Origin of the sequence: Collinsella sp. LCP19S3_B7, from assembly GCF_052121795.1 — a bacterium.
Lineage (GTDB): Bacteria > Actinomycetota > Coriobacteriia > Coriobacteriales > Coriobacteriaceae > Collinsella.
On record NZ_JBQKDO010000006.1, the window covers coordinates 1 to 19,384 of the forward strand.

Below are 19,384 nucleotides of genomic sequence, written 5' to 3' on the forward strand. Positions count from 1 at the left end.
TCGAAGAGCCCGATCGCCGCCTTCCTGGCCACGATGTCGTGCTTCACCCTCAAGTCGACACGCATAAAAAGCCTCCCATTTCTCATGTCCAAGAAATGGGAGGCAGTTCACGAAGTGCGCAGCGGGGGTTCTTTCATGTCCGAGGACGTGCTGGGAAGTTACCCCATGCGGCCAGCGGACAACTATGTGGCCTTGGACTAGAACATGCCCAAGAAACCGTGCACAAACAGCGCGGCCAGAGCGGCACCGACAAACGGAGCGATGCCAGGAACGAGCAGGCCGTACTTCCAGTTGTTGTCAGCCTTGTTCTTGATCGGCAGCACCTGATAGGCCATGCGAGGACCAAGGTCGCGTGCCTGGTTCATGGCGAAGCCGGTGATGCCACCCATGCCCATGCCAACGGCCCAAACGATCAGGCCGACGCAGATAGCGAGCATTAGAACGTTCTCGCCGGCGCGGCTAGCGGCAGCAAGGATGGCGCTGATGAACACAAAGGTGCAGATAGCCTCACAGAAGAAGTTGCGGGCATAGTTCGTGCCCTCGGTGGTGGGGTTGGTCGAGAAGATGTTGCGCTGGGCAATGGGGTCGACGACGCCCTCGGAAGCCTTGAACTCATCGGTATACATAAACCAAGCGATTACGGCGCCCACAAAGCCGCCGAGCATATCGGCAATCATGAAGGGGATGCAGCTGCTCCACGGCACCAGACCGACGATGCACTGGGCAAGCACCATAGCCGGGTTCATGCACACGGCGCCGCCAAAGACAAACAGGCAGACCGAGATGCCAAAAGACCAGGTGGTGATGGCAAACATGTGGCCGGAGCCCTGATACTTGGTGCCCTTAAGCACGGTATCGCAGTGTACGCCCACGCCAAAGATGATCATGAGGGCCGTTGCACCGAATTCGCAGAGGAGTTTGGTAAGCATAAAACCTTATCTTTCTTGTCGGTTACAAACGATTCGTTTAGGCCGCGCGCTAGTGCTGAGCGACGACAACGCCCAGGCCATCGGGAATGACGGCCACCTTGGCATCGGCACCCTTCATTTCAAAGGCGAGCTTGAGCGCCTCCTCGAGGGTGTTGACCGGTGTCATATGCATATCCTTGAGCATCTGGTGATCGCACAGGTCGGTGACCATGATCACAGGGTGATGCGCCAGGATGCGGGCAAAGATCTGGCTCGTCCACTGGTCGGGCAGGGTCTCGTCCTTAGGACGGTCGATGCAGGCGCGCTCAAACTCTGCCGGATCGTTGTCAGCGATGTTGTGATAGAAGCCCTCGCCACCGTGACCGTCGGCGCAACCGGCGACATCGATGATCACGCCGCCCTCGGGAAGTGTGGCCTCGGCAGCGCACATGCCCTTCACGGCCTGATAGACGTTCTGATCGAGCGGATAGCCACCGTTGGTGGTGATGGCAATCTCGCACTCGACGGGCTCAACGCCGGCAAGGCTCTTCACGAACTCGCAGCCGGCCTCGTGCGCCTTGTGAATGTCGCCGGCAAAGGAGCCGATGACCTCGTGCTTGCCGTTGAGCACCACGTTGAGCACAAAGGCAAGGTGAGCCATCTCGGCAGCGGCAAACATGTCCTCGCTCACGTGGTTGTGGCACAGGTTGCCGGCGCGCGAATGGGAATCGTTCACAAACTGGCCGTTGTGGTTGTACATGATGGTCTTGTAGCTGGCGATGCCGGGCAGCACGGACTTGCGGCTGCCAGAAAAACCGGCAAAGAAGTGCGGCTCAATGAAGCCCTCGGCAAGCAGTAGATCGCAATCGGCGGCAATCTTGTTGATGATGCACTCGCCACCAGAAGGCAGGGTGCCAATCTTTTCCATCATGCTATCGTCGGTCGCGACGTGCATGACAATTTCTTCGTTGGCAACGATCTCCTCGCCATACTTGTTGACGAGCTCCTCGTGCGTCGATGGACGATGCATACCCGTAGCAACCAGAATGCGAACGCGCGCCTCAGGCGCAGCGGAGTGGATGTGATGCAGCAGAATAGGCATCGTCACACGCGAGGGAACGGGGCGCGTATGGTCGGAGCTAATGATGACAATATCCTTCTTGCCAGCGCAAAGCTCCTCGAGCGAAGGCGATCCATAAGGGTTGGCAAGCGACTCCTCTACCAGCTCTTCCTGCGATTTTGCAGTCTTAAACTCGTTTTGGTGACCTTCCATCACACCCGCGAAGTTCTTATCCTCGAGCTCCAGATGCAATGTCTTGTGGTCAAACGGCAGTTCACATTCAAACAATGACGAGCGCCCTCTTCCTTTCAACTGACACACTAGATAAACCGTTGGAAGGATACGCCGCTCACCGAAAAACGCCACCTTCCACCGAGTCGTTAACACAACGTTCATATTTGACCCACAACAAAACGGCCGCGATCCCAAGAGGGACCGCGGCCTCCTGTCAAAGAAGCTATGGGCAGGGCGGCTTACGCAGCGCCGAGGCAAACATCAATCCTGTGGCATGCGCGTGTAAGCTATCTTGCATAAATAGGTCAATATACTGCATAGAATGACGCATTGGGTTTCGAACCGCAACATGGTAGCCCCCCTCCGGAGCGTGCATTTTTGCGAGTATTCAGCATCGCAAGATAAGATTTTGGTGTCAAAAGTCTTTCAAAAGGTAGATCGTCCTCATGACTCGTCCCATCTGGATAACATGCGGCGAGAAACCAGCCATATATGAGCATCGCCAAGGCCCAATTGTCTTGCAAAATCATCAACAAAGGCAGCGAGGGCCGGCTATGGCCTTATGCATCGATCTTTGGCTGCTGAAAACTCCGTTTTTTGCACGTCGCCCCAGGCACCACCCTCACCCAGCGGCCTTCCGCCGAAGCTGGACATCGCAAGGCCCGCCATATGTTTACTTTTAGGCACACTCCGCAGGACGCAAGAAGCCCTCGCCGCACTCCACGCTAAGCGCGAAGCGCGCCATTCTTCTCCTCAGCTTTAATTCCAGAAGACCGAGGACGAAGGGGCCCTACGGGTTTCCCTCTGAATGCATTCCGCAGCACGAAGCCCTTTCCAAACGCGCGAAGCGCGCCATTATTCCCCCAGCAGTAATCCGCCGAAGACCGGACATCGCAGGGCCCTCCATCAGTTTACTTTTAGGCACACTCCGCAGGACGCAAGAAGCCCTCGCCGCACGAAGTGCGCAGCGAGGGCTTCTTGCATCTCCGAGGACGTGCCTAAAAGTAAACTGATGGAGGGCCCGGACGACTGCAGGGCTATCGATTACCCCGTGTTCTGCAGACCTGCCGAGACGCCGGTCACAGTCGAAAGAATCAGGCTCATGTACTCGGCCTTCTTCTCCTCGGCCATCTCGTCCTGGTTCATACGCACCTCGCGGAGGGCGCGGACCTGGGCGATGGACAGGGCGTCGACGTAGGGGTTACGCACGCGAACGGCACAGCCGAGCACGCGACGACGCTGCAGCGGCCACTCGTCACCGACGATGGCAAGGACCCACTTACGGGTGAGCTGCATCTCGGTAAAGACCTTCTTGGACAGATCATCGCGGTCGCCCAGATGCAGATACATCTTGGCAATGCGCTGATCGGTCTTAGCAATCGACATCTCGATGTTATCGATAAAGGTGCGGAAGAACGGCCACTCCTGGTAGGCAGCCTTGAGCTGGTCAAGATCGCCCAGCTGCTCGCAGGCGGTGCCCAGGCCGTACCAAGCGGCCAGGTTAATGCGTGCCTGGCTCCAGCTGAAAATCCACGGAATGGTACGCAGGTCGTCGAGCGACTTGGCACCCAAGCCGCGCTTGGCGGGACGCGAGCCAATCGGCAGCAGACCGACCTCGGTCAGCGGCGTCACAGTCGAGAACCACGGTGCAAAGTCCTCGGTGTTCAGCAGGTCCAGATAGCGCTCGTGGCTTGCGGCGTTGAGTTTCTCGGCCATATCCCAGAACTTCTGCGTGGTCTCGGTGTTGGTCTTCTCGACGCTCGGGGCCGACTGCAAAAGCGTTGCGGCGGCAACGGACTCAACATGGCGCTGAGCCAGCGTGCGGTTGCCGTAACGGGCAAAGATGACCTCACCCTGCTCGGTGAGCTTAAAGAAGCAGTTGACCGAACCCTTGGGCTGCGCCAGTACGGCCTTGTTGGCCGGGCCGCCACCACGGCCCACGGCGCCACCGCGACCGTGCATGAGCACCAGGTCGATATCGTTCTTCTCGGCCCACTTGGCGATGCGCTCCTGCGCGGAGTGCAGCGCAAGCATGGCCGTGGTAGGACCGGCATCCTTGGAGGAGTCGGAGTAACCCAGCATAACCTCCATGCGGCGGTTGGTCTGGGCAAGACGCTTCTGCACCACGGGCAGCGTAAGCATCTGGTCGAGCACGTCAACACAGCCCTCGAGATCCTCGAGCTGCTCGAACAGCGGGATCACGTCGAGCTCGGGAACGTCCTCCTCGTGTGCGAAGGACAGGTGGGCCAGCTCAAAGACGTCGGCCACATGCTGGGCACTCTTGGTAAACGAGATGATGTAGCGGTGTGCCATCTTCTTACCGTAGCGCTTTTGGATGGAGCCGATAGCGCGGAAGGTGTCGATGACCTCGCGCGTCATGGGCTGCAGGTCGCCATGGATACCGTTTTCGTGGATGTCCTTGAGGGCGCGGGCATGCACCACGGAGTGCTGACGGAACTCCATCTCGACCATATGGAAGCCGAAGGACTCGACCTGCCAGATGATGGTCTGCACCGGGCCGTAGGCGGCACGGACGGCACCGCAGGCAGCCAGCGAACGCTGGACGACGCGCAGGTCATCCAGGAACTCGTCGGCGCTGTGATACATGGTGTCGGTGATACGGCGTACGGTGGCGTTCAGACGGTCGGCCATGACGAGCATGACGGCGCGATGCGGCTCGTGCTCGGAGATAAGCTCGGCGCGGGCCGTGTACCGGGCACTCATCTCGACCTGATGGTTCCACAGGTTGATGAGCTCGGCAGACGGCTTGCTGTAGGTGGCCTCGAGCGTGAGGTTGCGGCCGATGCGGCGGCACTTGTCCTCGAGCTTGAGCACCATGTGGGTGAAGTACTTGGCGGCGACCTCACGGCTCACCTTGGCGGTGACGTTGGGGTTACCGTCGCGGTCGGAACCGATCCAGCTGCCGGGATGGAAGAACGCCGGGCACAGCGGCGGCACGGTACCGGCCTTGTCACCCAGCACCCAGTCGTCAAATCGACGATAGATGACGGGGATGACATCGAACAGCGTGTTATCAAAGATGTCGATGATGGTATCGGCTTCCTCGACCGGCGTGGGCTTCTTGAGCGCGATGGGGCTCGTACGCACCAGGGCGTCGATCTCCTGCAGCATATGGCGCTCGTTCTCCACCAGGTCGGAGCCGCCCAGACGCGGACGCTCCTCCAGCAGGTTAGAGATACGGCGAATCTTGCCCTCGACGGCCTTGCGACGGGCCTCGGTGGGATGCGCGGTAAAGACGGGATGGAACTCAAGCTTGCCGAGCAGCTCGTTGGCGCCCTCGACACCCATCTCATCCACCAGCTGGTGATAGGCGACGGTAAGTTCGTTGGCGGGATCGACCTCGGTATCGGTCGATGCGCCGGCCTCACGCTCGCGCAGCTGCGTCACACGGTAGTTCTCCTCCGACAGGTTTGCCAGATGGAAGAAGCTCGTAAAGGCACGGACGATAACCTGCTGCTTATCGAGCGGCAGGCTGTCGATCAAATCGACGACCTCGCGAAACGCCACAGCAGTGGGCTCGTCGGCGGTGGGCACGCCCTGCTCGTCGACGGCCTCGTCGGCGGCACGGCTACCGGGGTTGCCGGCATTGGCCACGATCTCGGCTGACAGAATCTTGTCGAACAGGTCCGCGATCTCGGGATCATACTCGCTAAGCACACGGCGCTCCAGGCGCAGGAACAGCGCAAGGTTGTCGCGCAGCTCCTCGGGAATCTCAATCTCGGCGAGACGCTCCCTGGACTCGGCATTCGAGCCGATTCGGTTAACGAGGCGGTTGACCACGGCAGCGACGCGCGCCGCGGCTTCGGGTACAGACTGGTTGCTTAGGTTCTCAGCCACGTTTCCTCCCATTCCTCCTTCTATGCACGTAACATGCGGTATTCATTATAGGCACTTGAGAAATACTTTCGACACTGATTGCGCTTTACCACACAAAAGTATTTTCTGCATTGCAAGGCTTTTTGCCCCAAATGGTCGTATTTCTCGGTGGGCGGCATATGCAAACGGGGACATTCCGCATAAATGCGAAACACCCCCGTAACAATCGTTCGCCGCGAGCGGGACGCGCTAGCGGACCCGCAGCTCAAAATGATGCGCTACAGGCGCTCTCGAACCGCCTCGACCACGTTGGCCAGATCGACCAGCACCTCGTCATGGCTCTGCATGTCGCGCACCTTGACCTTGCCGGCGGCAAGCTCGTCGCCGCCCAAGACCAAAATGAGCTTAGCGCCCACCTTGTCGGCCTGCTTAAACTGAGCCTTGAGCGAACGACCCTGATAGTCTGCCTCGGTCACGATGCCTGCGGCGCGAAGCTTCTGCGTAATGGCAAAAACGTTCTGACGCAGTTCCTTGCCGGCGTTGGCAACGTAGACGCACGGAGCCTCATCGGCACCCAGGTCGCTGCCAAAGGCCTGCAGGGCCAGCAGGGCGCGCTCAAAACCGACGGCGAAGCCGACACCGGCCGTGGGCTTGCCGCCCTCGAGCTCGACCAGGCCGTCGTAGCGGCCGCCGCCACCGATGGAGCCGACGCCGGCGCCGGGGGCCTCGACCTCAAAGACGGTACGGGTATAGTAGTCCAGGCCGCGCACCAGGGTGGGATCCTCGACATACTCGATGCCGGCGGCATCCAGATAGCGCTTGACCTGCTCGTAATGCTCGCGGCACTCGTCGCACAGGTTGTCACCCATCAGCGGGGCCTCGGCCATGATCTCGCGGCAATGGTCGTTCTTGCAGTCGAAGGCGCGCAGCGGGTTGAGCTCGGCGCGCTCGCGGCACTCATCGCACATCTCGTTGGCGTGATCGAGAATGAACTGCTTGACCTGCTCGCGATAGGCCGGACGGCACTGGGCATCACCCATCGAGTTGATGAGCAGACGGAGCTTGGAAAGATCGAAGCCCAGACGCTTGTAGAACTCCATGAGCATAATGATGCACTCGGCGTCCGCAGCCGGATCGGGAGCACCGAGCCACTCGATGCCCACCTGATGGAACTGACGCAGGCGGCCCTTCTGGGGGCGCTCGCCGCGGAACATGGCCTCGGCATAGTAGGCCTTAAACGGCGTAGAGCCCTGGGGCACCAGGTTGTTCTCCACGACGGCGCGCACCACGCCGGCAGTGCCCTCGGGACGAAGCGCCAAGCGCTGTTTGGGCTTGAGCTTGGCATCGGTGCCCTCGGTAAAGACACGCTCCAGGTTGGCGCCGCTAAACACGCGGAACATCTCCTTGCGCACGACATCGGTCGACTGGCCGATGCCGTGGACAAACACGTCCACCTGCTCGATCGCGGGCGTCTCGATGGGCTTAAAGCCAAACGGCTCGAACACGCCGGCAGCGATCCGCTGCATCTTTTGCCAGGCGCGCATCTCGGCGCCGATAAGGTCGCGGGTTCCCTCCGCCTTCTGTGCCTGCATGGGCAAACACCTTTCTTTTAGTATCGCGTCATAGGTAGTGGTCATTATACGGCACAAAAACAAAACGCGGCGACGCGTCTGACCGAACGAGGGTATGGGAGCTCGTTCGGCCAGACGTGCCGCCGCTGCAGCCGATCCGCTTTCCTCCGCCCCCTTCGAATCACACAATCTGTTGGGGACAGAGGAAAACGGATCATTTTGTATACCCGTGGCCGCCTTGGAAACCGAATGATGGTACGAGCATCCATTCGGCTTCCAAGGCGGCCCCGGACAGAACACGGGGCGAACAGAAAAGAGCGACGGGCGGCTACTCCCCCGCCACGCTCGCACGCAGCTTAGCGGCGATGGGCTCGGATGCCAGCAGGAATACGAGCATGACCACAGAACACACCAGGCACACGATCCAGGTGCTCGCAAAGGAGCCCGTGGCATCGAACAGCACGCCCGAGACAATGGCACCCACGGTGCCGCCGACCATCTCGAGCGAGGTAATGGTGCCCGTGACCTTGCCCAGATCGGCCATGCCAAACTGCTTGGACGCGGCGATAGTGGGCGTGATGGTGCCCATGCACGTTCCGACACCAAAGCTCACGGCAGCCACGATGGGACCAAGATCGGTCGCGGGGAAGCACAGGGCGACGCAGGCGATAATGCACGCAACGGATCCCAACACGTTGCCAAAACGTAGGCCAAAGCGATCGTAAATGACGCCGAGCGAAATCTTGGCGATAACGACGGTGACCATATAGGCCGAAAGCACAGTGCCCGCCCACACGGGGTCGTGACCGCCCGTGACAATCTTGGCGCCGTTGACGGTAACGCTCGTCATGTTGGTGACCTGGTTGGGCAAGATGGCACCGTTAACGAGGCCCATAAAGAGAAAGGCGACGACAAGCAGCCAAAACGCCGGGCTCTTCTTGATGCGAGACCAACCGACGTTAACCTCGGGAGCCGTGTGCTCGTCCTTGTCGCCAGCTGTCGAGACGGACGGATCGCCCGGGTTCTCGCCGAGCGGCTTAAGGCCTATTTCAGAAGGCTTGGTGCGGAAGGAACAGGCCGTGATGGGCAGCGCCGCCACCATGCAGATAGCCGCGAGCACCAGGAAGGCGGAACGCCAGCCAACGCTCACGATAAGCGAGCTCACGGTGGGAGAAAGAACAGCGCCTCCAAAGCCCGAGCCCGAAAGTGCTATGGAGATCGCAAGACCTCGCTTGGCCGTAAACCAGTTGGCGGTCACAAGGCTAATGAGCAGGCGGGTCGAGGCGACGGCAAAGCAGCCCGAGACGGCAAAGAGCACGTAGACCTGCCACAACTCACCGACAAAGCTCATCCCGGCAAGAACGGCAGAGGTGGCGATAACGGTAAGGGAACCCAAGATGCGACTGCTCACTTTGTCGGCAACATGGCCAATGACAAGCGAGCCGACAACGCTCACCACGGTTGAGATGGCGTTGGAGATGTTGTACTGAGCAAGGGAAATGCCCAAGTCGCTCACGATAAGCGGCTGAAACAGGCTCATGCAGTTAACGAAAATCGTGTAACACGTGGCCATGATGACAAAGCCGGAGGCCACGACGAGCCAACCGGGGAAGAATTTATGCTGCTGGGACATGGATTACTCCTTGTGGTCGGCGATATAGCCCAGGGCGACCGCCGCATAAGCCGCGGCGCCGAGCGGCAACTCGGCATCGCTAAAGCGTGCCTTGGGATGGTGCTGGGCAAAGTGCTCGTCCGTATCGGTCGCAGCCGCACCGAACGTAAAGTACGCGCTCGGTATCTCGCTCGAGATAAGCGCAAAGTCCTCGCTCGCCATGGCATGGAACAGAGGCAGGAAGGCGGCCTTGGGCAACGTCGCACCCACATAGCCAAGCGAAGCCTGGGTCATATCGTCATCGAGCACGAGCGGGGGAACATCCGAGAGCGTCTCGATAGTCGCCGGCGTACGATAAGTCGTGGCAACGCCTTTGACGACCTCCGCGATGCGGGTCTTGAGGTGCTCCATGAGCTCAACGTCAAAGCCGCGCAATGTTCCCTCGAGCACGCAGGTGTCGGGAATCACGTTGGCCGCTTGGCCACCGGCAAACTTACCCACGGTGAGCGCGACCTCCTTGGCCGCCGGCACCTCGCGAGCGATAAGCTCCTGGAGCGCCAGGTGCACATGCACGCCTGCCGTGATGGGGTCGATGCAGATCTCGGGGCTCGAACCGTGGCCGCCCTTGCCCTGCAGCGTGATGCGGAAACCGTACACGCCCGAAAGCGCCGGGCTGCCGTAGAGCACCAGGCCAAGCGGCGACTGGCTGTTGACATGCATGGCAAAAGCCGCCTGAGGACGCGGGTTCTCGAGCAAGCCGTCGGCGATGGCAGCACGTGCCCCCTCAAAGGTCTCCTCGCCCGGCTGGAACAACAGCTTGACGGTGGCATTGGCGTCGACAAGCGCGGCCTCGCGAGCCTTGAGCAGGCGCGCCGCACCAAGCAGCGCCGTCGCGTGCATATCATGACCGCAAGCATGCATGCAGCCATTGGTAGATGCAAAGGGCTCGCCGGATTCCTCGACAACGGGCAGGGCATCCATGTCGCCGCGCAGCATAACGACCGTACCGGCCTGTTCGTCCGTGCAGACGCCATTGCCCTGGGCCGCGGCGGCACCGGCACCAACAAGGCCCACAACGCAGGAACCATCGACGAGCGTGGAAAATGGGATGTCCATCTCGTTCAGGCGCGCTTGGATATACGCAGAGGTCTGTGGGAGGTCGTTACCGAGTTCGGGCATCCGATGCAGATCGTGACGCCATGCGGCAAGCTCATCGGCAAAAGCCTGAGCCTCTTTGACCAGACCGTCACCAATGGCGGCTTGCGCCGCCGCTGAGGTCTGAAGCGCTGGTTGTGGTTGGAAATCGGACAGAGCTGGTGCCATAGATGCCCTCCAGTAAGGTTTTAGCAGCAAGCACTTTCATACTCTAAAGTGCAAGGCATAACTTTAAAGGCGACGCATAAAAAACGCCGCCCCAGAGGGACGGCGCAACAGATTGTTTACAAACGCGCTCGCGGCTTTTTACGCAAAAAGTCAAAGTGCGTCTCGCTCAAGATAATCGACAGGAAGATGAGCGCAAAGCCGGCAAGCAAACGCGAGGTGAGCACCTCCCCCATCAGCAGCACCGAGAACAGCACGCCCGATGGCGACTCCATCGAAAGCAGTAGTGAGCCCGTCGAGGCCGGGACATGCGCCAAGCCCACGTTTTGGATGAGCAAACCCACGCATGTGCAGCCTACCGAGAGAAATGCCATCACGCCAATAAAGCTCGGCGTCCACACGGATAAAGGCGCCTGGGTCTCGAACGGCAGCGAAGAGATCAGGCACAGCACACCGTTGCCCGCAAACATCCAAAACGTGATGACGTTGATGTCCATCTTGCGACCGTACTTAGCGGCCACCGCCATCTGGATGGCAAAGAAGACCGCGCCGCCCAGCGTAATAACATCGCCGACATTGAACTCGACGCTATCAAGCGCCACCAAGCCAATGCCCGCCAGACACAGCAACGCGGCACCCAAGTTGTAACGGGTAAGTTTTTCGCCGCTTAGGACATAGCTCGCAAACGGAACCAAGATGCAGTACGTGCCCGTCAAAAACGCGCTTTTGCCTGCCGTGGTCTGCGCCAGGCCAATCGTCTGCAAACCGTAGGCACCCCACATGAGCGCGCCCATGCCAAGTCCAACAATCAGATTTCGAGCGTTGAAATGGGCAACAATGCGCTTGTGGAAGACGGCAAGCATGACCAGCGACGCCGGAAGAAAGCGAATGTAGAGCAGCTCGAACACCGGAATGGTATCGAGCGCGTCCTTCATGGTGGTAAAGGAATAGCCCCAGATGACCGCTATCGAAAGCAGCAATACCTTCCAGAACAGCGGCGAGCGCGCACCGGCACCGCGAGAGGCACCGCCGGCACCCAGGTCTTCGCGGGCTACAGGGCTATCGGGCATATTTTCGATTTCAATAACGGCATGATGGGCCATAGGGCATCCTCGCGCTCGGTCTGGGCGTGGTGTCCGCACGCGCGCGACCGCATGCCGCCTCATGGTCAAATAAAAACGGGACGCGCCGGACCCCCGGCACGCCCCGCAACTGTAGCAACAATCAAGCAGCCCACGCAATTCAGCCCACTAAAGTATCGAACACAAAAGCCTCGATGCTCCGGCAATGTCAGCGTTCACATTGTTGCGCTAGATTAATTTAGTACTCTCCAGCTTTTCGATAATCCAGTCGTTGGCTTTGATGACCGGACGACGGAAGACCACACCCAGGGCCAGCGACGGAATCAGATAGCTCGCCAGAATACCCAGCTCAACCCAGTACTCCATATGGTAGGCGCCAGCCATGGCGGCATGCATGGCGTTGATGCCATGGGTAAACGGCAGGAACGGATAGATCGCCTGGAACACGGGGCCGGTCATCTCGATGGGGAATGTGCCGCCCGAACCACCGACCTGCATGACCAACAGCACGACAGCGAGCGCCTTGCCGATATCGCCAAACGAAACCGTAAGCGTGTAGACGATATTGGAGAACACGAGGCTCGCGACCCAGCCCGCCAGCACAAACTGCAGGGGGTTGTCGCACTGAATGCCAAAGAACAGAATGTCGCCGGCGCACACGAGCGTTGCCTGCAGCAAGGCCAAGCCGCCAAAGAACAAGTAGCGGCCCAAATAGATCTCGTGCAGGCGTACGGGGATGAGCTCGTTGATAAGCTCATCGTCAACCGAGACCTTCATCATGGCCGCCAGCACAATCGAGCCCACCCACAGCGACAGAATCGTATAGAACGGCGCCATGGCCGAACCGTAGTTGCGGATCGGATAGACCGGCTTGCGGTCGAGCGCGACGGGGCCGGAAAGCGACACGGCCAAACCCTCGGGATCGTTGCCGATCATCGTCTTGATCGTCGCAAGGTCATCCGACATCAAGGCGCCGTCGAGCTCGTCCTTAAACGCGCCGATCTTGTCCGACGCCTCACCCAGCTGATCGGAAGCCTTGTTGACCAGCTTTGCGGCTTTGGAGAGGCCCTTTGCCAGCGAACCAGATGCATCGGTCAGGCCGTCTACGGCGCTATCCAGATCGCCCGAGATGCCATCGAGCGAGTCCAGAATGCCCGAGACGGTCTTCTTGAGCTCCTTGGCCTTAACCGAGAACGTGGAATCGTAATCGGATTTGGCACCCGCGATACCGGCCTTGGCATCGGCGATGGCCTGGTCGACCTCGTCACGCGAGTTGTTGACCTCGGCCATGCTATCAGAAAGGGACTTAGCAGTTGCCGTCAGGTCCTTGGCGTTGTTGCGATACTCCACCGCGATCCTGCCCAGCGATGTTGCTACAGACTTAAGGCTCTCCTGGAGCTTTTCGTCACTGATCTGCTCGGCAAAGCCGCGGAGCTGGTCGGCCGTGGCGTCGATATCGTCGGCACGTGTATTGAGCGCCGCCGCGGCATCGTTGAGCTGGGACACCGTAAGGTCCACATGCTGGTTTGCGGTGTCGAACGCCTTCGCGAGCTCGGCAGACACATTGTCGAACGAGTCCGCGCTTCCGTCAATCGCCGCGTCAACGGCATCGTTGGCGGCCTTGAGCGCTTCCTTGGAATCATTGATGCCACTCTTGGCGTGCTCCATCAACTGCTTGGTCGACTCATCGACGGTACCCGTCTGCTGGAGCATACCGCTCGCCGACGTCAGCGAATCGGACGTGGAGCTCAAAATGCCCGCAAGCGACGTTGCGCTGGCCTGAACGCCCTGCAGGTCCTGGACCGAATCGCCGAGCGTCGAGGACAGGTTGGCGATAAAGTTGCTGACCTGGTCGGTGCTCATGTAATCGAGCAGGCTGGACACCGTCTTAAGACCGATGCTCGTAATGGTCTCGGTAAAAGTTTCGTTAACCTGGCTTTGAACGGCGCTCGAACCCTTCTCGGTCACGATCTGCGCGATGGCGTTGGCCTTCTGGTTCTCGTAAAACTCGATATCGGCGTGCTTCACCTCAGTCGAGAAAAGCGTCATCATGTCGGCGCTAAACGTTTTAGGGATAACGACGGCAGCGTAGTACGCGCCCGACTTAACGCCCTCGATCGCCTTATCGCGGTCGTTGAGGACAACCCAGTCGAAGTTCTCGTTGCCGCGCAGGGTGGCGGTTACGTTTTCGCCCACGTTGACCTCGACGGGAATCAGATCGCTCTCGTAGCCCTCGTCGGTGTTGACCACGGCAATCTTAAGATTGCCGGTGTTGCCGTACGGATCCCAGCTGCCGGCGATGTTAAACCACGCGTACAGACACGGCACGATAATGAGGCCCATCACGACAATCAAGCCGATCACGGAGCGAGACACGTTTTGGACATCGCGCTTAAACAGATGCAGGATGTTCTTCATTTATGCCTCACCTCCTTTGGAGTGCTTGCCAAGCGCGGTGGTATCTCCATCATTTGTGGCTGTGCTGTCGCTGCCCTGAGATTTATGGTGCGAGCCCATATGCGGCAAGCGGCCCGTGGACTGATCGCCGCCCTTGGCACCACGCTCGCTGGCGTTGAGGCCAAACATGTGGCGGGCGGCAGGAATGGCAGCCGTGTGTTCGCGCATCTCGCGACGCAAGTCCTCATCCGAAAGCGCCGAGATGCGCATCTGGGTATTGAGGCTCGCGCGGATATATTCGATATTGATAAGCCAGCCGCAGATGGCAATAACCGAGATGATCCAAATGACAAGCAGGATGATCTTGCCGTTATTGTCGATATCGAGAACCGTCGACAGGACAAAGAGCAGGACCTGGACGCCCACCACGGCGGCAAAACCGCCCTTGATGTAGTAGGGGTAACGGTGCTCAAAGGTCACCGCATGGTCGAGCAGTTCGCGACGGTACGAATCGGAATCGAGCATGACACGCATGGCCGTGCGCAGCGAGTAGCGCTGGCGCGGCAGGTCGTTGGACTCGCAAATCATCATACCGGTCGTGGAAAGCTGTTTATCAAAGAGCAGGTTAAGGTTGAGCAGCAGCGGACGCAGCTGCAGGCCGATAAAGAGCGCCACGATCAAGAACACGCCAAGAATGCACAGGTTAAACAGGTAGTTGAACGAATACATGCCGCCGACCGTCTCGCGCAGCAGATTGATGCCGTAGGTAAAGGGCAGCAGCGGATGCAGCCACTGGAAGAAGCCGGGCATCATCTCGATGGGGTACATGCCCGAAGAGCCCGGAATCTGCACAATGACCAGAATGACGCCGATGGCCTTGCCGATATGCTTAAACGTGGTGGACAGCGCATAGATGATATTGACGTAGGTGAACGAAATGGCGATGCCGCCCAGCACGAACAGCAGCGGGCTGACGCACTGCACGCCAATCACCAGATCGCCTACCGTAACGATGATGGCCTGGAACGCGCCCAGGATCACCAGTAGCAGCCAGCGGCCAAAGTAGCCCTGACGCGCGGTAAAGCTGCCGATGCCTTCGCGGTCGACCTCGAGCTTGTAGATAGCGATAAGCACGTAGCCGCCCACCCAAAGCGCCAGATTGGTATAGAAGGGAGCGATGCCCGAGCCAAAGCTCTTGACCGGGAAAATTGACTTGGAAGTCAGCTCTACGGGAGATGCCATAAAGTCTGCCACGTCATTGACGTCGACACCCATCAGATCAGCCAGCTCGCCCATGGACTCGGAGGTCTGCAGCGCCGCAATGTCGTTGGCGGCGGTTGCGAGCTTGTCCTGGACCTTGCCAAGCGAGGCATCGGTCTGGGACAGCGTGGTCTTGGCCTGACCGAGCGTAGCGTTGAGTTGCGAAAGTGTACCGCGCGCACTTGCAATAGTAGGCGTGAGGCCAGACACGATTCCCGTCAGATCACCCGAGACGGCGGCAAATGAATCAAGCGCGCTCGAGGCCTTCGGCAGCGCGTTTTGACCCAGGTCCGTCTGGGCCTGGCCAAGGTTAGTCGCACCGGTCTGGATTGCGTTATTGATAGCGTCGCTGACACCCGAGACAGCCGCGGCGTCATTCGCCATGGCGCTCGACTGCGCAGACAGACTATCCTTGATGCTCTGAAGTTTTTCATTCTGCTCGCGGAGCAAATCGATGGTCGATACAATGCGCGCGTCAATTTCCTCGGAACCTGTCGACGTGTCATTAACGAGAATTTCCAAGTGCCCGATAACGGCCTTATTGTGGTCGATCGTCGCCTGGAGAGACTCAAGCGAGTTGTCGATACGGGTGGTCGTAGATGTGACCGTGCCCGTCAGCTTGCCAATCGCAGCGTTCGCGGAGGCTGACGTTTTGGTGAGCGCAAGGCTGCCTTCCGAGAGCGCCTTGGAGAGCGAGGTGATGGAATTACCCGCCGTGGCGCGAGCCTCGCCCAGCAGGTCGTTGCCCTGGGAGATCGCCTGCGTCAGCGACGGCGCCTGACCCTGTAGACCGGCAAGTGCTGCATCTGCCGAGGCAATGGAACCACTCGTCTTATCGATGGCGGCATTCATGTCGCCAATCGAACCACGCACCTCGCCCAAGGTATCGGATGCTTCGGACACCGAACTTGCCAGCGAATCCTGGGTCTGGGTTGCCTTGTCCTTTAAATCGACTCCGGCATCCTTGGCGATACCGGCAACAGTCTCGCCCGCCGTGGAGACAAATTCCGAGTTGATCTGCTCCTCGATGGTGCTTGCGCCGGTGTCGGTAACCTTCGGCGCAATAGCGCTCTTCTTCTCATTGACGTAGTACGTAAGCTTGGGCTGATGGTAGTTGCCGTCGAGCATCGAAACCAGGTTATCTGAAAAGTTCTTGGGGATTACGATGGCCGCATAGTACTCACCGCTCTCGACGCCCTCTTTGGCATCGGCCGCCGAATCGACGAAGGTCCAGCCCAGCCGATCGTTCTCCTTGAGCTGATCGACGACCTTATCGCCCGCGTTGAGCTCGCCCACCAAGTCGTTTTGGGTGCCCTGATCGTTGTTGGCGATGGCAATCTTGATACCCTGGGTGTTTCCGTACGGATCCCAGTTGGCAACGATGTTGTACCAGGCATACAGCGAGGGAATAACACACACGCCGAGGGTAACCACCAGGGCGACGGGGTTCACGATCAATCGCTTGATGTCGCGTTTAAAGATTGCAAAGGAAACCTTTGCATCGGATAGTTTGCTGCCGAGACTCACGCTTGGACCATCCATCCTGTCGTTGAATCGAATCGTACTATCGATAACCATTGTACGAAGGCGTTTTAACGTCTCGATGCACAATGGTATTGAGTTTTGCGGGTAGCAATATACTACGAAGATGAGTTAACGTACAGTTGTACAGTATCTTAAATTTCAGCAGGTCACAAAACCACAACCCGCACAAATTAGCAACCCAACTAGTCATTGGGGACGTTCTTTAGTCATTAGGGACGTTCTTAAACGACCAGTCAAACAAGAACGCCCCCAATGACTACTTAGGATCACGAAAGCGTCGCTGGTTGAGCATAAGTCAGCGAAAACGCCCCTAAGCGAGCAAGGTGACGTGAAAGAGGAGGGAAGCGTACTTCGGTACGCGACCGACGATTGAACGTCAGATTGCCGCTTAGGGGCGTTTGCAGCGTCGACCGGTCTGCCGTTCGTTAGAACGGCAGAACCAATAGGTTCGTTAGAACGGCGGAACTGAGGGCAGCGTCGAGCCGTTACGCGGTTCGTAGAACCGCGTAACTTAAGTTACATTAGCTCGCAGACAGCCGCCGCGAAGGCAACGGGGTCCTCGGGCAAAATACCCTCGACGAGCAGGGCCTGGTCATAGAGCAGGCCGGAGTACTGCTTGATCTTGTCGGCAGCGCCCGCCTTCTGAGCAGCGACGAGCTTGGCAAAGACCGGGTGCTTGGCGTTGAGCTCGAGCACACGCTGGCTCTTGGGCATACCGTCGGGCGCACCCTCGGGACCCTTCTGAAGCACCTTCTCCATCTCGAGCGAAAGCGGACCCTCGGTGGTGATGCACGCGGGAGCATCGGTCAGGCGCGCAGAGACGGCGACCTTCTCGACCTTGTCACCGAGTGCCTCCTTCATGGCGCTAAAGAGGTCCTCGTTCTCCTTAGTGGCGTCCTCGGCCTCCTTCTTCTCGTCCTCGGTCGCCAGGTCAAGATCGCCGGTAGCGACATTCTTGAGCTCCAGGTGACGATCTTCGACCTCGGGCTCGGCACCGTCGGCAACAGCCTTCTCGGCAGCCTCGCGGGCAGCATCGTCCTCGTAGATCTTGGGCATATCGACGGCAACGTACTCACGCATAGCCTGGAATGTGAACTCATCTACATCCTGCGTCAGCAGCAGCACGTCATAGCCTCGGTCGAGCACACCCTTTACCACGGGCATCTTGGCCAAGCGCTCACGCGAGTCGCCGGCGGCGTAGTAGATGGCCTTCTGATCTTCGGGCATGCCCTTGGCATACTCGGCCAGGGTAATCATCTTCTGCTCCTTGGCAGACCAGAACAGCAGCAGGTCGGCGAGCTCATCGGCCTTCATGCCATAGCTCGAATAGATGCCGTACTTAAGGCCACGGCCAAAGTTCTCAAAGAACTTCTCGTAGGCCTCGCGGTCGTTGTCACGCATATCCTCAAGGTCGGCGGTAATCTTCTTTTCCACACGCTTGGCGATGGCCTTGAGCTGACGGTTCTGCTGCAGCGTCTCGCGCGAGATGTTGAGCGACACGTCGGCGGAATCCACGACGCCGCGGACAAAGTTATAGTAGTCGGGAAGCAGGTCGTCGCACTTCTCCATGATCAGGACGTTGGAGCTGTAGAGCGCCAGGCCCTTCTCGTAGTCCTTACTGTACAAATCGAACGGCGCGCGGCCCGGCACAAACAGCAGGGCGTCGTACTCGAGCGTACCCTCGGCGTGGAAGCTGATGGTGCGCGCAGGATCGTCAAAGTCGTGGAACGTAGACTTGTAGAACTCGTCATAGTCCTTCTGCTCAACATCGGAGCTGCGCTTCTTCCAGATCGGCGTCATGGAGTTAACGGTCTCGAGCTCCTGGTAGTCCTCGTACTCGGGCTTGTAATCCTCCGGCGCGTCCTCGGGCTTGGGTTTCTGGCGGCTCTTGGAGACCATCATTTGGATCGGGTAGCGCACATAGTTGCTGTACTGCTGAATCAGGCTCTTGAGGCCCCACTCGGTCAGGAAGCGATCGTAGGTCTCGGCCTCGCCATCGGCGTCGAGCTTCTCGTTCTCGCGCAGCGTCAGGATGACATCGGTGCCGTGCTCGGCGCGCTCGCCGTCCTCGATGGTATAGCCCTCAAGACCGTCGGATTCCCACACATGGGCGACATCCTCGCCATAAGCGCGGCTGACCACCTTCACGTGGCTGGCGACCATAAAGGCCGAGTAGAAGCCCACGCCAAACTGACCGATGATGTCGACATCCGAACCCTGCTGCTCGGCGTTCTCGGTCTTAAACTCCTCGGAGCCGGAATGGGCGATGGTGCCCAGGTTGCGCTCGAGCTCCTCGGCGGTCATGCCAATGCCGTTATCCGAGATGGTAATGGTGCGGGCGTCTTTATCAAAGGAGACGCGAATAGCCAGGTCGCCCTGGTCGAGCTTGACGCTCGGATCCTGCAGGCTCTTAAAGTTGAGCTTGTCGACGGCGTCGCTCGCGTTAGAGATAAGCTCGCGCAGGAAGATTTCCTTGTTGGTGTAGATGGAGTTGATCATGAGGTCGAGCAACTTTTTGCTCTCGGTCTTAAATTGACGCATGTGCAGTCCTTTCGCGC

11 protein-coding genes are annotated in these 19,384 nt (G+C 59.0%); 1 reads left to right on the plus strand and 10 read right to left on the minus strand.

All coding sequences use genetic code 11. The features are described 5' to 3' along the window. Positions 1 to 201 (plus strand): hypothetical protein (locus ACTQW0_RS03715; RefSeq protein ID WP_441567014.1); only part of this gene is annotated, 201 nt, incomplete at its 5' end. On the opposite strand, the gene larD is transcribed toward ACTQW0_RS03715, so the two are convergent. From larD to htpG, 10 genes are all read right to left on the minus strand, one after another. After that, positions 198 to 929, minus strand: a complete 732-nt coding sequence (larD, locus tag ACTQW0_RS03720; RefSeq protein WP_441567016.1) for a D/L-lactic acid transporter LarD — start codon at positions 927 to 929, stop codon at positions 198 to 200. The two genes, ACTQW0_RS03715 and larD, sit on opposite strands and share 4 nt — an antisense overlap. A 49-nt stretch (positions 930 to 978) precedes the next feature. Continuing rightward, a complete protein-coding gene (larA, locus tag ACTQW0_RS03725; protein WP_427748316.1) occupies positions 979 to 2,256 on the minus strand; it encodes a nickel-dependent lactate racemase in 1,278 nt (425 codons plus the stop codon). A 990-nt stretch (positions 2,257 to 3,246) separates the two neighbouring features. After that, complete coding sequence (locus ACTQW0_RS03730) at positions 3,247 to 6,060, minus strand: phosphoenolpyruvate carboxylase (protein ID WP_441567018.1); 2,814 nt, start codon at positions 6,058 to 6,060, stop codon at positions 3,247 to 3,249. A gap of 257 nt (positions 6,061 to 6,317) precedes the next feature. Next, positions 6,318 to 7,631, minus strand: a complete 1,314-nt coding sequence (hisS, locus tag ACTQW0_RS03735; RefSeq protein ID WP_441567020.1) for a histidine--tRNA ligase — start codon at positions 7,629 to 7,631, stop codon at positions 6,318 to 6,320. 307 nt (positions 7,632 to 7,938) lie between these two features. Further along, positions 7,939 to 9,243 carry an MFS transporter gene (locus ACTQW0_RS03740; protein ID WP_441567022.1) on the minus strand — a complete coding sequence of 435 codons (1,305 nt, stop codon included), beginning with the start codon at positions 9,241 to 9,243 and terminating at the stop codon, positions 7,939 to 7,941. Between the two features lie 3 nt (positions 9,244 to 9,246). Further along, positions 9,247 to 10,545, minus strand: coding sequence for a M20 family metallopeptidase (locus ACTQW0_RS03745; RefSeq protein ID WP_441567024.1), 1,299 nt, complete (start codon positions 10,543 to 10,545; stop codon positions 9,247 to 9,249). A gap of 116 nt (positions 10,546 to 10,661) precedes the next feature. After that, entirely contained in the window at positions 10,662 to 11,645 is a 984-nt protein-coding gene (locus ACTQW0_RS03750) for a DMT family transporter (protein ID WP_427748318.1), read from the minus strand. Positions 11,646 to 11,852: 207 nt separating this feature from the next. Further along, on the minus strand, positions 11,853 to 14,042 hold the full coding sequence (locus ACTQW0_RS03755) for a YhgE/Pip family protein (protein WP_441567026.1): 2,190 nt from the start codon (positions 14,040 to 14,042) through the stop codon (positions 11,853 to 11,855). After that, positions 14,043 to 16,808, minus strand: a complete 2,766-nt coding sequence (locus tag ACTQW0_RS03760; protein WP_441567028.1) for a YhgE/Pip family protein — start codon at positions 16,806 to 16,808, stop codon at positions 14,043 to 14,045. Between the two features lie 534 nt (positions 16,809 to 17,342). Continuing rightward, the gene (htpG, locus tag ACTQW0_RS03765; RefSeq protein ID WP_441032229.1) at positions 17,343 to 19,367 is read right to left on the minus strand and encodes a molecular chaperone HtpG; all 2,025 of its coding nucleotides are present in this window, start codon (positions 19,365 to 19,367) and stop codon (positions 17,343 to 17,345) included. Between the last annotated feature and the right edge of the window lie 17 nt (positions 19,368 to 19,384).